We start from the raw sequence: 14,310 nt of genomic DNA, 5'->3' as shown, positions 1-14,310 counted from the left end.
ATCGAGGGTGAGCATGATTAAAAATATCGGTGTTTTGACAAGTGGTGGTGATGCGCCCGGCATGAACGCAGCGATTCGTGGCGTTGTTCGTACTGCATTAGGTGAAGGTTTAGGTGTCTATGGTATCTATGATGGTTATCTTGGACTCTATGAAGGGAACATTAAGCAACTGGATCGCTACAGCGTCTCTGATGTGATCAACAAAGGCGGTACCTTTTTAGGTTCAGCGCGTTTCCCTGAGTTTCGTAATGAAGAAGTGCGTTTAAAAGCGATTGAGAATTTAAAGCAGCACAATATTGATGCTTTAGTTGTGATCGGTGGTGATGGTTCTTACATGGGCGCGAAAAAGCTCACCGAAATGGGCTTCCCTTGCATTGGTTTACCAGGCACGATCGATAACGATATTGCGGGTACTGATTACACCATCGGTTATTTATCGGCGATTAATACCGTTATCGATGCGATCGACCGTTTGCGTGATACGTCTTCTTCACATCAGCGTATTTCCATTGTGGAAATCATGGGCCGTCACTGTGGTGATTTAACCCTGATGTCAGCGATTGCTGGTGGCTGTGAGTACATCATTACGCCGGAAACGGGTCTGGATATGCAGCAACTGATTTCTAATATCCAAGACGGGATCAAAAAAGGTAAAAAACACGCGATCATTGCGTTAACGGAACTGATGACCGACGCCAACCAGTTGGCAAAAGAGATTGAGAAATCAACCGGCCGTGAAACTCGTGCAACAGTACTGGGGCATATTCAACGTGGTGGTCGACCAACCGCATTTGACCGTATTTTAGCTTCACGCATGGGTAACTATGCGGTGCATATGTTGCTAGAAGGACATGGTGGTCGTTGCGTTGGTATCCAAAAAGAAGAACTGGTTCATCATGATATCATTGAAGCGATTGAAACCATGAAGCGTCCGGTGCGCCAAGATTTGTACAAAGTGGCTGAAGAGTTATTTTAAGAACGCGGGTTATTCAACCTGAGTGAAGAAAACAATCACCAATCAAAAAAGACCGCATTGCGGTCTTTTTTCTTCGTAACGTTGAATCGAGTACCATGCCTTAAAGGATCATCGGTAACACATCGCTATCTTTACGCTCTAAGTAATGGATGGATTTAATCCGTCGGATGGTTCGGCAGCGGCCACGGATCAACAGCGTCTCGGTCGTCGCGATATTACCTTGTCGGCTAATGCCTTCCAATAAATCGCCTTTGGTGATCCCCGTCGCCGAGAAAATGACATTATCACTGCGTGCCATATCATGGAGTGCCAGTACTTGGTTAGCTTGTACGCCCATTTGGGCACAGCGAGCCAACTCTTTGGCTCCCCAAATACGATTATCCTCACTATCGCCTTTGACTTGATGGCGCGCTAATAAGCGACCTTGCATATCGCCATCCAAGGCCCGAATCGCCGCGGCAGAAATCACCCCTTCAGGAGCACCCCCAATACAGTACATAGCATCAACTTCGCTATCTGGCATGCAAGTAAGAATCGATGCGGCCACATCGCCATCCGGCACCGCAAAGACCCGTACACCCAGTTGCTGCATCTCGCGTATCACGGCATCATGACGCGGCTTCGCCAGAGTCACTACCGTCAGTTGGTGTAACGCTTTATCCAGTGCGGTGGCGATGGCCTGTAAGTTATCGGCTAATGGCTTATTTAAATCGATGCAGCCTTTGGCTCCAGGACCGACGACGAGTTTTTCCATATACATGTCCGGTGCTTTGAGAAAGCTGCCTTTTTCTCCCGCTGCCAATACCGCTAATGCATTGGATTGCCCCATCGCGGTCATTCGTGTCCCTTCAATGGGATCGACAGCGATATCGACATCGTCACCACCTAAGCCGACCTGTTCCCCGATATAGAGCATCGGAGCTTGATCGATCTCTCCTTCACCAATAACAATTTCGCCATTGATTTCTGTCTTATTCAATAAAATCCGCATTACTTCTACCGCTGCGCCGTCAGCCGCGTTTTTATCACCTCGGCCAAGCCATTGGTAACCTGCCAGTGCAGCACCTTCGGTTACCCGAGAAAAAGCCATTGCTAAATCGCGTTTCATGCTTACTCCAACCACAAATTAAAGAGGATAAAAAAGTTGCGCGGATTCTAGCACATTCATAAGTAAACGTTTGCTATTTAGCGTTGCAAGCCTTGTAGTGGATCAAAACTTTGTCTTTTAAGGGCGCTTTAAGCGAGAGAAGTAAAGATAGCGTCAATTGCGTTGTTTTTTTGACCGAATAGCGAACAAGATCGAATATAGTAAGTGTTTCTCTGCGCATGGCTGAGTAGAATGGTTAAATAGAGTGAATTGAATTCATATCACGGAATAAACAAGGGTAAGTCACATGTCTTTTGAAGTACTAGAACAACTCGAAGCAAAAATTCAAACTGCGGTTGATACCATCGCCTTACTGCAAATGGAAGTGGAAGAGCTGAAAGAAGAGAAACAACAGCTCATGCAAGAAGCGGATGAATTAAAAGCCAGCCGTGCAGAGCTTGAGCAAAAAGCCCAAGAAATGGAACAAGAGCATGCAGCATGGCAAACGCGTATCCGTAGCCTGTTAGGTAAGATGGAAGAGGTTGAGTAATCTCTACCTACGCTGATTGCTAATAACGCCGAACTTTGTTCGGCGTTATTGTTATATACGTTGGTTAAGCCACTGCAATCGGGCGTACACCAAGGGTATGACAAAGCGCGTAGGTCATTTCGGCGCGGTTCAAGGTGTAGAAGTGAAAATCTTTTACCCCCTCGCGGCTCAGGACTCTAATCATATCAATAGCCTGACTCGCCCCAACTAATTGTCGAGTGACCGGATCATCATCTAATCCTGCAAACTGCTTGGCCATCCACTGCGGCACTTTAACGTGGTTTTGCGCGGCAAAGCGTGCGGCTTGTTTAAAGTTTGAAACGGGTAAAATACCGGGAATGATTTCGGCATCGATTCCGGCGGCAACGCAGCGATCTCGAAAGCGTAGATAGCTCTCAATATCAAAAAAGAACTGAGTGATGGCTCGGTTGGCTCCCGCTTCGACTTTACGTTTTAAATTGAGCAGATCGGCTTGGGCACTTTTCGCTTCTGGATGCACTTCGGGAAACGCGGCCACGGAAATATCAAAATCGTGGCGAGATTTGAGTAGAGCAACTAAGTCAGCGGCGTACATTTCCGGCTTGCCACCACCCGGTGGAATATCACCACGTAGGGCGACAATACTTTCAATGCCGTTGTGCCAGTAGTCATCGGCGATAGTGATTAATTCTTCGCGGCTGGCATCAATACAGGTCAGATGCGGTGCCGCGATCAATCCGGTTTGATCTTTGATGGCTTTAATGATCGAATGGGTTCTATCACGCTCACCAGAGTTTGCCCCGTAGGTCACGGAAACGAATTTGGGTTTGAGTTCTTTTAAGCGATGCACCGAGCTCCACAAGGTTTCTTCCATTTGCGGTGTACTCGGTGGAAAAAACTCAAACGAGACATTGATATCTGAAACTTCAGCGATGCTTTGATTTAAAGCGTCGATATGACTGGCGTGCGTGTATCCCATTTTTCTCTCCCTGTGCTAACGACCACAACGCAAACACAACATTCTTTACGTATAGACGTCCATATGTCTACAGAATGTAATGAATCGATTTTAATGTCAACATTACTAGTATGAAGGTTTTTCATGTTGATGCTGAGTAAAATTCACAGATTTAACTGAAGAGAAATTGAGCGAGGCCGAAGCGTCTCTCCCTGTTGTAAAGGAGAGACGTGTTGAATGAGGAGCAGGCAAGCAGAGGTAAGGTGTGTTAATGCTCGCTCATAACAGGCTGGCGAGTCGGTTCAGATCCGATTGAATGGCGCCAGCGGTAACTTCACGTCCAGCTCCTGGACCGCGAATGACCAGAGGGTTATCTCGGTACCATTTGCTTTCAATGGCAAAAATATTATCGCAAGGGCGCAAGTTAGCCAGTGGGTGGTCGAGTTCTACGGCCTCTACGCCAACCGAGGCTTGGCCATTTTTCTCTAAGCGAGCGACATAACGGATCACCTTATGTTCTTTTTGGGCGCGAGCTAAGCGCTCAGCAAGACTTTGATTGAGCAGGTGGCTTTGATCAAGAAAATCATCCAAAGATAAGTGACGCAGTGCCTCTGGCACCAAAGACTCGACCTTGACGTGTTGAGGTTCAATGTTCAGACCAGATTCCCTTGCCAGAATAACCAGTTTACGCATCACATCGGAACCATCGAGATCATGGCGTGGATCCGGTTCCGTCAGTCCTTGTTGCCAAGCTAACTCAACCAGTTCGCTAAATGGCGTCGAGCCGTCGTATTGTTGAAATAGCCACGACAGTGTACCCGAGAAAATTCCTGATAAAGCGGTGATATCATCGCCACTTTCACGCAGATCACGTACAGTATGATTAATGGGTAGGCCCGCTCCAACCGTAGCATTGTATAACCAATGACGGCCAATTTTACTGAAAGCGTGTTTGACTTGATGATAGTACTCACCCTCTGCCGATCCGGCGACTTTATTGGCACTGATCAAATGCAAACCATGCTGCGCCATCGCTAAATATTGCTGCGCTAAATGTTCGCTGGCCGTTACGTCTAAGACAATGGCCTCATCATAGTTACGCAGTTCACCGAGCTGTTGCAGCCAGCGCTGACCATCATTGGGTTGTGCTTCATCTTGATATCGAGCCGCAACTTGGCTTGGATTGATGCCAGCCTCATCAAACCAAAAGGTTTGGCTATCGATAATCGCGACTAATGAAAATTGCATGCCGTAGCGTTTTTCTAATTCGGTTTGCTGCTCTGCAAACAGCTTTAACCAACTGCTACCAATGTTACCTTTACCACAGAGCGCTAAGGCCACGCGTTTTTGGGCTTGAAACAGCTGCTTATGTAAGCCAATCACCCTTTCGGTTAACGTATTTTGTCTTAACACTGCCACTAAGCTGAGCTCGGATTCCGCTGTGCAGATAAACTCAACTGGGCAGGTTTTCAGTTGCTGGTAAAAACCGTGATTGTGCTGCGCGTTACGTGTTACACCTGCACCTACCGCGGCTAATAGTGAATAACCTTCTTTGAGTTTACTCTCTGTGGCGAGTGCCGAGTCCTGTAGATAACTGAATACATCACTGGCCATCTCTCGGGTATAGGCAAGACGAAGTTGATGCTGATCGGCTTGCACTTCAAATGCCAATGGCTCCAGTTGGGCCCGTTTGAGGTGTGCTAATACCGTGTGCTGTAGGCGTTGGAAATCTTGTCCGGCAGCTAACGTCAATTCAATCAGCAGCACATCCTCCAAAGAGGTGATGATTTTTGCTCCTCGCCCAGAGGCGAGAATACGCTCAATGCGTGTCGATCCCGATTCTGGCTGGTGACTGGATCGTAAATGCAGTTCCATGGTGCTGTGTACGACCGGCTGTAAAGTGCGGCTATGCAGCACGGGAGCTGCCAATCGAGCCAGTTCATTGGCTTCATCTAAGCGCAGCAGTGGCAATAAACAAGCGTCATCCACCACTCTTGGATCCGCACTATATACACCCGCGACATCACTCCAAATGGTGACTCGTTCAACGTCCGCTAAAGCGCCAATCATGGTTGCAGAATAATCGGAGCCATTACGCCCAAGCAGAACGGTTTCCATTGCGCTATTTTGTGCAATGAAGCCAGTAATGATGACGCGCTGCTGCGGGTGCTGAGCGAGAATCTCTTTGAGTAAAGGCGCGGAACGAGTGCGATCAACCTCAGGTTGTGGCCCAGTTTCGGCACGTAGGAAAGCACGTGCGTCTTGTGCAATAGCGGGTAATTGTTGCTGATTGAGTAGTGCTGCCAATAAGCGCGCCGACCATACCTCACCATGCGCCAGCACTGCGGATTGTTGGGCGTAGTTTAGTGGCGGGGTGAGTGCGGCCAGTTGTGAGCACTCTTGATTGAGCTGACTCATAAGATGGTCGGCGATATCGCCGTTCAGTAATTCCTCAATCAGTTGAGTTTGATACTGACGGATAGCTTGCAGTTGTTGATGTGCCGTTAGACTATCTTTTTCAAGGTGACTGACAAAATCAATCAATTGATTGGTGGTTTTGCCAGCGGCAGAGACCACTACCAGATCGTGCTGCTGCGAATACTGCTGTAAAATATCCACCACATTTCGGTAGCAATCACCATCGGCTAGGCTACTACCGCCAAATTTATGTAACTGCTGCTTCATTAATTTTTTTCCTGTGCTTGATGGAAGGCTTGTTCAAGGTCAGCAATCAGATCGCAAGCCGCTTCCAATCCGACAGAGAGGCGCAGCAGTTGTTGGCCGACGCCAGCTTCGGCAAGGGCAATCTCCCCCATAGCTCGATGAGTCATTGAGGCTGGGTGGCAAATTAAGCTTTCGACGCCACCTAACGATTCCGCTAGCGAAAACAGACCTAATGCACCGACAAAGTGTTTGAGTTGTTCAAAGGTGCCTGCAAATTCAAAACTGAGCATGGCACCAAAGCCACTTTGCTGTTGTTTCGCAATCTCATGGCCGGGATGGCTGACCAAGCTAGGGTGATAAATTTGCCCAACCAGAGGTTGAGTTTGTAGGTAAGCGAGTACTTGTTGTGCGCTCTCTTCGTGAACGCGCATCCGGGCTGATAAAGTTCGTAAGCCACGCAAGGTCATATAACTATCAAACGGTGTGCCGGTTGAACCAAGGCAATTTCCCCACCACGCCAACTGCTCACCGTGTTCCGCTGCTCGGCTGATGATGACCCCACCAATCACATCAGAATGCCCATTGAGATACTTGGTGGTGGAGTGAATGACAAAATCCGCCCCTAAGGCGATAGGTTGCTGATAAATAGGAGTTAAAAACGTATTGTCTACCGCAACCAATGTATTAGCTGCTTTGGCTTGTTGGCAGAGCTGCTGAATATCGACCACTCGTACTAAAGGGTTAGAAGGGGTTTCGATCAGCAGCAGTTTGGGCTTGAGCGTTAACGCCTCACTCACCGCAGTCGGATCGGATTGATCAATAAACAAGACTTTGAAATCGCCTTTTTTCGCTCGTGAGTTGAGCAGTCGATAGGTACCGCCATAACAGTCATGAGGAGCAACAATCCACTCTTGAGGAGACAAAAAGGTCGAAATCCACAGATTGATAGCTGAGGTTCCACAGTTGGTGACAATCGCCGCTTGCCCCCCTTCGAGATCCGCTAGGGTTTGCTCCAGTAAGCTACGGTTTGGGTTACCAGAGCGGGTGTAATCATAGGTAGGCACTTCACCGAAGGCAGGAAAACCAAAGTTAGTCGATAGATAGATCGGTGGTACCACCGCATGATATTGGCTGTCCGATTCTATTCCTGTGCGAACCGCAATGGTGGCGGGTTGGCGAGTGGTCATAGTGGCTTCCTTTCTGAATCTACAATAAATGGGCTAACGGCAGAGGGGATCTCATCGTCAATAGAGTCACACTTTACTGATCAAAAAAGAAGACGTCAACACATCTAGATGTCTATATGTCTTTGCTTATGGCAGTAAATCCCGCTAAAATTAGGGACTTTAATTAGTAGACTCAAATTCACACAACGAAGGTGCGCAATGGCAGACTGGAATGGCGATTATATTAGCCCCTACGCGGAGCATGGTAAAAAGAGTGAGCAGGTAAAAAAAATCACGGTATCCATTCCGTTGAAGGTACTCAAAGTGCTTACTGATGAAAGAACTCGCCGACAAATCAACAATTTACGTCACGCTACCAACAGTGAATTATTGTGTGAAGCTTTTCTGCATGCGTATACAGGTCAACCTTTACCGACCGATGAGGATTTACGTAAAGACAGGCCGGATGATATTCCAAGTGAAGCTAAAGCCTTGATGACCGCAATGGGTATTGAGTTTGAAGCGTACGATGACTGAATGATGCCCATAAAAAAACCTAGCTACGCTAGGTTTTTTTAGATCAAGGGTCGCTATAAGGTCATCATTAACGACTATTTTCTGCCATATAATTTTCTGGCATGTCGATACGGGCAACACCTGACTCGACGGCGGCTTGAGCGACCGCTTTGGCGACTCGTGGTAGTAAGCGTGGGTCCATTGGTTTTGGAATAATATAATCAGTACCATAGCTAAGCTTTTCAACCCCAGCCGCTTTGAGTACTTCACTTGGGATCGGCTCTTTGGCTAATTGACGAATTGCATCGACAGCGGCAAGTTTCATTGCATCATTAATTTCGCTGGCGCGAACGTCCAATGCACCACGGAAAATAAATGGGAAACACAGCACATTATTCACTTGGTTAGGGTAATCGCTGCGCCCAGTACCGAGGATTAAATCGTTTCTCACCTGATGAGCCAATTTAGGTTTAATTTCCGGATCGGGGTTGGAGCAAGCAAAAACAACGGGTTTATCGGCCATTAATGCTAGGGCTTCTGGTGGTAATAAATTCGGGCCAGAAACCCCAAGGAATAAATCGGCACCGGCAATTACATCTTCCAAAGTGCGCTTATCGGTATTGTTGGCAAACAATTGCTTGTATTCGTTTAAATCATCACGGCGGGTATGAATGACGCCTTGGCGATCCAGCATGTAAATTTTTTCACGCATCGCCCCGCATTTAATCAACAGTTCCATACAAGCGACCGCTGCGGCGCCCGCACCCAGACAAACAATAATACATTCATTGAGTTGTTTGCCTTGCAGTTCAATCGCGTTGAGCATTCCAGCGGCCGTCACAATCGCGGTGCCGTGTTGATCATCATGGAAGACAGGGATATCACAGCGCTCGATGAGGCGGCGTTCAATTTCAAAGCAATCTGGCGCTTTAATATCTTCTAAATTGATCCCGCCAAAGGTGTCGGCGATGTTGGCAACGGTATCGACAAACTCATCGATAGTGCGATGTTTGACTTCGATGTCGATCGAATCAAGACCAGCAAAGCGTTTAAAGAGTAGCGCTTTACCTTCCATTACCGGCTTTGATGCCATCGGACCAAGATTACCTAAACCAAGAATTGCGGTGCCATTCGAAATGACGGCAACCGTATTGCCTTTGGCGGTGTACTTGTACACGTTATCAGGTTGTTGGGCGATTTCACGTACCGGTTCTGCCACGCCTGGGCTATAGGCAAGCGCAAGGTCACTGGCTGAATCTGCCGGCTTGGTTAAGGCAATGCCAATTTTACCTGGAGTCGGTAGTGCATGGTAATCAAGAGCGCGTTGGCGAAATGCTTCTTGTGGCGAGAGGTCTTGGCGATGATCATCAGACATAGGGGGAGCTTCTCTTATAATGTTATCAACGAAACTATGATTCTAAAGGATGTCGATTGAGCTGCCTAGGTGGGATTGCGATCACAAACCATCAAATCGGTAAGATGAAGACTGATAAGACCAGCTGAGCGTCAAATAAGATAAAGCAGAGAGCAATAACATGAACACATAAAAAAAGAACGCCGGAGCGTTCTCTTTTAATAATCTTCGCGTGAAGTAAGGATTACTTCTTGCTGGATAGAGCACCGAAACGCTTGTTGAAGCGGTCAACGCGGCCACCGGTATCAACGATACGTTGCTTACCAGTGTAGAATGGGTGGCATTTGTCACATACGTCAAGGTAGATGCTTTCTTTAGCAAGCGTTGACTTAAATGTGAAAGCATTGCCGCAAGAGCAAGTTGCGCTGACTTCTTTGTATTCTGGGTGGATACCAGCTTTCATGGGATAACCTCAAATGTAGGCCGCGTCGCTATCCGGATCAATGCCGGACACCACACGTAATGTTAATGATAATATGCAGATGCTAAACCGATTTGCCAAGCATCTTTAAGGCGCGATATATTAATGAATCCACGCCATGGGATCAACTGCTTTCGGCGCTATTTTCACCACTTTTGTTGGTCGAATTTCTGGTTGTCATCCAGTAGACTGTGTTTTCTGCTCCTTTTTATTGCTAACGGATGGTTATGCGCCCCACTATTGCTCGTGTTGCTTTACCGGTTCCTCTTGATAAATCCTTCGATTATTTGATTGCTGACGGTGTGTGTCCTGTGGTTGGCGGACGGGTTTCGGTTCCGTTTGGTCGCCAAACCTTAGTGGGGATTGTCATTGCTCTCGTGTCTGAATCCGATTTTCCTTTGCATCAATTGAAATCGCTGCATGCGGTATTAGATACACAGCCGTTATGGCCAGAAACACTCTATGGGTTATTGCAGTGGTGCAGTCAATATTACCATTACCCTCTGGGAGAAACCCTAGCTAACGCGATGCCAAGTGCGTTGCGTAAAGGCAAAGTGGCGCAATTTGCGGTGACTAAGGAGTGGCGACTGACTGAGCAAGGGCGCAATCAACTACTCCAAGGCTTTGGTCGTGCCATCAAGCAGGCCAAGGTTATGCAGTTATTGCAAGCGGGGCCCGTTTCTCATCAGACCATGTTGGATGAAGCGGTATCAAGTAGCACGCTAAATACTCTGCTTGATAAGCAATGGATAGAAGTGCTTGAGCAAGCTCCGCAGATCGTACCTTGGCCTTCTGATGTTGAAGCTCGGGTTGATAAACCGAAATTAAACCCAGAGCAGGCGATTGCGATTGCGACGGTGAACAGTCAGCCGGGCTTTGGATGCTACTTGTTGCAAGGCGTCACGGGGTCAGGTAAGACCGAAGTGTACTTAAATTTGATCAAGCCTGTTTTAGAACAAGGCAAACAGGCCTTAGTGTTAGTGCCAGAAATTGGCTTGACGCCACAAACGATTCAACGTTTTCGTCAACGTTTTACCGTGCCCGTGGTCGTGATTCACTCGGGATTAAATGACACGGAGCGTCTTAATGCTTGGTTAGCAGCACGGGATAAAGCGGCGGGGATTATTATTGGTACTCGTTCGGCCTTATTGACCCCTTTTGCTGATCTCGGGATTATTATTGTTGATGAAGAACATGATACATCTTATAAGCAGCAAGATAGCTTGCGTTATCACGCGCGCGATGTTGCGGTCATGCGAGCCAATCTTGAGCAAGTGGCGATTGTCCTCGGCTCGGCAACTCCGGCTTTAGAAACGCTGCATAATGCGTTGAGTGGAAAATATTATCATCTGCAACTGACTGAGCGAGCGGGGCACGCCGTGCCCACGAAAAATCGAGTGCTGGATATTAAAGGTGAGTATTTAGAGAGCGGACTCTCTGCGCCGTTGATAGCCGAAATGCGTCGTCATTTACAGCAAGGCAATCAAGTCTTGTTGTTTCTTAATCGACGTGGTTTTTCTCCCGCCTTGATGTGCCATGAATGTGGTTGGATTGCCGATTGTCAGCGCTGTGATGCTTATTACACCTATCATCAACACAGTAACGAGGTCCGTTGTCATCATTGTGGCTCGCAACGTCCGGTTATTCAGCACTGTCAAAGTTGTGGCTCACATCAATTAGTGACCGTTGGCGTTGGGACTGAGCAACTTGAGCAGCAGCTTGCTCAGTTATTTTCTGATTATCGCACCATTCGTATTGATCGAGACAGCACTAGGCGTAAAGGCAGTTTAGAAGCCGCGTTGACCGCTATCCACAATAATCAGTATCAAATTTTGATTGGTACGCAAATGTTGGCCAAAGGGCACCATTTTCCCAATGTAACCTTAGTCGCGCTGTTGGATGTGGATGGTTCTTTGTACAGCAGTGATTTTCGTGCCCCAGAGCGCTTGGCACAGTTATTCATTCAAGTTGCTGGCCGCGCGGGAAGGGCAAGTAAGCCTGGGGAAGTGGTTTTGCAAACTCATCATCCTGAGCACAGCTTATTACAAGCGCTACTGCATAAGGGATACGATCATTTTGCTCGAACCGCTCTGGCTGAGCGGCACGTCGCTCAACTTCCGCCCTACACCTATTTAACGCTGTTTCGCGCTGAAGCGAATCAATCATCGGTGGTAGAAACCTTCTTAAGGCAAGTTCGGCAAACCTTACAAGTGCATCCGTTGTTTGATCAAGCCTGCGTGGTACTTGGGCCAACGCCAGCACCATTGGCTAAGCGAGCGGGTAAGCACCGTTGGCAACTGTTACTACAAACCCCTTCACGTAGCACGATGCAGGCGATATTAACCAGTTCAAAAACGGCTATTCAGTTGTTGCCTTTAGCCAATAAAGTGCGTTGGTCTTTGGATATTGAGCCGCAAGATTTGAGTTAAATCTCTCCCCTCACTCGCTTGATGCTTATTGAAAGTAGGGCTGACTGAGCGCTGTTTTTTAGGGGTTCTAAATAGCAGTGAGTTTTATTTGCGCAACTAAAATCACTTGCTGTGATCGATGTCATATTTGTAATGCAAAAAATGTTACTTAAGCCGTAACTTTCTCTATGGAAAGAAATAAACTAGGGGCACTATACGTTCAGTGAATCGTTTTCGTCGACCATGTTATGACTTTACGACGAAGGGAGTCGTTTTACCGACAACGTTTATTCGGCTTAGGTATTGAGAGAAAATAGAGAGGGTTAAAAATTTATGGCGACAATGAAGGACGTTGCCCAGTTGGCAGGTGTCTCTACCGCGACGGTATCTCGTGCGTTGATGAATCCTGAGAAAGTATCCACCACCACTCGTAAACGAGTGGAAGAAGCGGTACTTGAAGCTGGCTACTCCCCCAACTCTTTAGCGCGAAATCTGCGCCGTAATGAATCAAAAACCATTGTGGTGATCGTGCCCGATATTTGTGACCCTTATTACACCGAGATCATTCGTGGTATCGAAGATGTGGCGATGGAGCATGGGTATTTGGTGCTGCTGGGTGACAGTGGTCAACAAAAGAAGCGTGAAAGCTCGTTTGTGAACCTAGTCTTCACCAAGCAAGCCGACGGTATGTTATTGCTTGGTGCTGATCTGCCGTTTGATGTCAGTAAAGCGGAACAGAAAAATCTGCCACCGATGGTGATGGCCTGTGAATATGCCCCGGAGTTAGAACTGCCGACGGTACATATTGATAACCTTACCTCAGCATTTGAGGCGGTGAACTACCTCACTCAGATGGGACATAAAAAAATTGCTCAAATCAGCGGGCCAGTAGGTGCTGTGTTGTGTGAATTTCGTCAGCAAGGTTACCAGCAAGCACTGCGTAGAGCTGGATTGGTGAAAAATCCAACCTATACCGTTGTTGGTGACTTCTCTTTTGAATCCGGTGCTAAAGCGGTACGACAGTTATTAGCACTGTCTGAGCCACCAAGTGCGATTTTTTGTCATAATGACGCGATGGCGATTGGGGCAATGCAAGAGGCGAAACGCTTAGGTTTACGAGTTCCGCAAGATTTATCCGTTGTGGGGTTTGATGATATTCAGTTTGCTCAGTATTGCGATCCACCGTTAACGACGATTTGCCAGCCACGCTATGAAATTGGCCGACAAACGATGTTGATGATGCTTGAATTACTGCGAGGTCGAGATGTTCAGGCTGGATCACGGTTGTTAGAAACTCATCTGGTAGTGAGATCCAGCGCCGCGCCGCCAAGGTAAATATTGCCCTGACTGAGCGGGTTTGCAGAAGATAACCAGCGTTGCTTACATATTGACGCTGTTATCCGACGGCAAACTCCTTTACCATGGAGCTACAATTGTCAGCGTTTGAATTGAATCGTGGCTAATAAAGATTATGTAAGAAGGGGTCGTAGTCCAAAGAAGCCGACCGCAAAAACAACAACGCGCCGAAAACCTTGGCGCAGTGGATTGATCGCGTTAATCCTCCTCAGTGGGTTTGTTTATGGATTGTATTGGCTAAACCAGAAACCTGAGCCGCCCGCACCACCAGTCAAAACCGTTTCTCCGGTTAAACCTGCGACGCCACCTGCGCGAGTGATCCCGCCACCACCGACGGAAAAGTGGGACTATGTGCAGAGTCTGCCTCAGCGTGAAATTGAAGTCACCGCTAAAGAGCAGCAACTGTCGGAGATCCCGTACATCATGCAGTGTGGGGCATTTAAAACCTTGCAACAAGCGGAAGCGCGTAAGGTCGAGATTGCTTTTCAAGGGCTGAAGAGCAACATCCGCAAAACTGAAAATAGCAGTTGGTTTCGAGTGGTGTTAGGACCATATCCATTAAAACGAGATGCTGAGCGAGATCGCCACCGTTTACAACGCGCTAAAATTGAGCCTTGTGCGATATGGAAAGAATCACAATAAACAGAATTTAGGCGATTCAACCTTTCAAGATGGCTAACGAGTCACTTTCTCTCGCTCTTCTTCGTAAGAGGAGAGAAAACGGCCGCGTTGGCCTTTTTTCTGCATTCCGTTTCTCCTTACCTTGAAATCGTTTTTCCGCATCCTCATATACCTTAAACACCCTAGTGAAATAA

The 14,310-nt window shown here is 47.5% G+C and carries 12 protein-coding genes; 6 read left to right on the top strand and 6 right to left on the bottom strand.

Annotated elements, in window-relative coordinates; translation table 11 throughout:
- Nucleotides 1-13 precede the first annotated feature (13 nt).
- Nucleotides 14-976: a 6-phosphofructokinase gene (gene pfkA, locus FKN93_RS00885; RefSeq protein ID WP_004394430.1), complete on the top strand. Its 963-nt coding sequence runs from the start codon at nt 14-16 to the stop codon at nt 974-976.
- A gap of 100 nt (nt 977-1,076) precedes the next feature.
- Here the strand turns inward: pfkA and glpX are convergent, their stop codons facing one another.
- The gene (glpX, locus tag FKN93_RS00880; RefSeq protein WP_158138984.1) at nt 1,077-2,084 is read right to left on the bottom strand and encodes a class II fructose-bisphosphatase; all 1,008 of its coding nucleotides are present in this window, start codon (nt 2,082-2,084) and stop codon (nt 1,077-1,079) included.
- Nucleotides 2,085-2,370: 286 nt separating this feature from the next.
- Here glpX and zapB point away from each other — a divergent pair, with 286 nt between their 5' ends.
- Nucleotides 2,371-2,613 carry a cell division protein ZapB gene (zapB, locus tag FKN93_RS00875; protein ID WP_154169956.1) on the top strand — a complete coding sequence of 81 codons (243 nt, stop codon included), beginning with the start codon at nt 2,371-2,373 and terminating at the stop codon, nt 2,611-2,613.
- Between the two features lie 64 nt (nt 2,614-2,677).
- Here zapB and metF read toward each other — a convergent pair whose 3' ends face one another.
- From metF to FKN93_RS00860, 3 genes are all read right to left on the bottom strand, one after another.
- Nucleotides 2,678-3,571 (bottom strand): methylenetetrahydrofolate reductase, encoded by an 894-nt coding sequence (gene metF / locus FKN93_RS00870; RefSeq protein WP_154169958.1) that lies wholly within the window; start codon nt 3,569-3,571, stop codon nt 2,678-2,680.
- Between the two features lie 258 nt (nt 3,572-3,829).
- Complete coding sequence (locus FKN93_RS00865; RefSeq protein ID WP_158138982.1) at nt 3,830-6,235, bottom strand: bifunctional aspartate kinase/homoserine dehydrogenase II; 2,406 nt, start codon at nt 6,233-6,235, stop codon at nt 3,830-3,832.
- The gene (locus FKN93_RS00860; protein WP_154169960.1) at nt 6,235-7,401 is read right to left on the bottom strand and encodes an O-succinylhomoserine (thiol)-lyase; all 1,167 of its coding nucleotides are present in this window, start codon (nt 7,399-7,401) and stop codon (nt 6,235-6,237) included. The genes FKN93_RS00865 and FKN93_RS00860 overlap by 1 nt, the downstream gene beginning before the upstream one ends.
- A 198-nt stretch (nt 7,402-7,599) precedes the next feature.
- Between FKN93_RS00860 and metJ the strand changes: the two genes are divergently transcribed.
- Complete coding sequence (gene metJ, locus FKN93_RS00855; RefSeq protein WP_040903918.1) at nt 7,600-7,917, top strand: met regulon transcriptional regulator MetJ; 318 nt, start codon at nt 7,600-7,602, stop codon at nt 7,915-7,917.
- Nucleotides 7,918-7,984: 67 nt separating this feature from the next.
- On the opposite strand, the gene FKN93_RS00850 is transcribed toward metJ, so the two are convergent.
- Both FKN93_RS00850 and rpmE read right to left on the bottom strand, forming a co-directional pair.
- Nucleotides 7,985-9,271, bottom strand: coding sequence for a malic enzyme-like NAD(P)-binding protein (locus FKN93_RS00850; protein ID WP_170904276.1), 1,287 nt, complete (start codon nt 9,269-9,271; stop codon nt 7,985-7,987).
- A 223-nt stretch (nt 9,272-9,494) separates the two neighbouring features.
- Nucleotides 9,495-9,713, bottom strand: coding sequence for a 50S ribosomal protein L31 (gene rpmE / locus FKN93_RS00845; RefSeq protein ID WP_004394441.1), 219 nt, complete (start codon nt 9,711-9,713; stop codon nt 9,495-9,497).
- Between the two features lie 245 nt (nt 9,714-9,958).
- Here rpmE and priA point away from each other — a divergent pair, with 245 nt between their 5' ends.
- The 3 genes from priA to FKN93_RS00830 all read left to right on the top strand — a co-directional run bounded on the left by priA (nt 9,959) and on the right by FKN93_RS00830 (nt 14,137).
- Nucleotides 9,959-12,160, top strand: coding sequence for a primosomal protein N' (gene priA, locus FKN93_RS00840; RefSeq protein WP_154169962.1), 2,202 nt, complete (start codon nt 9,959-9,961; stop codon nt 12,158-12,160).
- A gap of 312 nt (nt 12,161-12,472) precedes the next feature.
- On the top strand, nt 12,473-13,474 hold the full coding sequence (cytR, locus tag FKN93_RS00835) for a DNA-binding transcriptional regulator CytR (RefSeq protein ID WP_004394443.1): 1,002 nt from the start codon (nt 12,473-12,475) through the stop codon (nt 13,472-13,474).
- 120 nt (nt 13,475-13,594) lie between these two features.
- The gene (locus FKN93_RS00830) at nt 13,595-14,137 is read left to right on the top strand and encodes an SPOR domain-containing protein (protein WP_040903920.1); all 543 of its coding nucleotides are present in this window, start codon (nt 13,595-13,597) and stop codon (nt 14,135-14,137) included.
- Nucleotides 14,138-14,310 lie beyond the last annotated feature (173 nt).

It is taken from the genome of Vibrio sp. A8-1 (assembly GCF_013048685.1).
Lineage (GTDB): Bacteria > Pseudomonadota > Gammaproteobacteria > Enterobacterales > Vibrionaceae > Vibrio > Vibrio metschnikovii.
Note: the sequence above shows the minus strand (reverse complement) of the source record. Positions and strands in the feature narration are given on the sequence as shown.

Excerpts from the sequence above, each read along its gene's own strand:
- zapB (WP_154169956.1), top strand. The coding sequence starts at position 2,371 with ATGTCTTTTGAAGTACTAGAACAACTCGAAGCAAAAATTCAAACTGCG.
- glpX (WP_158138984.1), bottom strand. The coding sequence starts at position 2,084 with ATGAAACGCGATTTAGCAATGGCTTTTTCTCGGGTAACCGAAGGTGCT.
- priA (WP_154169962.1), top strand. The coding sequence starts at position 9,959 with ATGCGCCCCACTATTGCTCGTGTTGCTTTACCGGTTCCTCTTGATAAA.
- FKN93_RS00865 (WP_158138982.1), bottom strand. The coding sequence starts at position 6,235 with ATGAAGCAGCAGTTACATAAATTTGGCGGTAGTAGCCTAGCCGATGGT.
- metF (WP_154169958.1), bottom strand. The coding sequence starts at position 3,571 with ATGGGATACACGCACGCCAGTCATATCGACGCTTTAAATCAAAGCATC.
- cytR (WP_004394443.1), top strand. The coding sequence starts at position 12,473 with ATGGCGACAATGAAGGACGTTGCCCAGTTGGCAGGTGTCTCTACCGCG.
- rpmE (WP_004394441.1), bottom strand. The coding sequence starts at position 9,713 with ATGAAAGCTGGTATCCACCCAGAATACAAAGAAGTCAGCGCAACTTGC.
- pfkA (WP_004394430.1), top strand. The coding sequence starts at position 14 with ATGATTAAAAATATCGGTGTTTTGACAAGTGGTGGTGATGCGCCCGGC.
- metJ (WP_040903918.1), top strand. The coding sequence starts at position 7,600 with ATGGCAGACTGGAATGGCGATTATATTAGCCCCTACGCGGAGCATGGT.
- FKN93_RS00850 (WP_170904276.1), bottom strand. The coding sequence starts at position 9,271 with ATGTCTGATGATCATCGCCAAGACCTCTCGCCACAAGAAGCATTTCGC.
- FKN93_RS00860 (WP_154169960.1), bottom strand. The coding sequence starts at position 7,401 with ATGACCACTCGCCAACCCGCCACCATTGCGGTTCGCACAGGAATAGAA.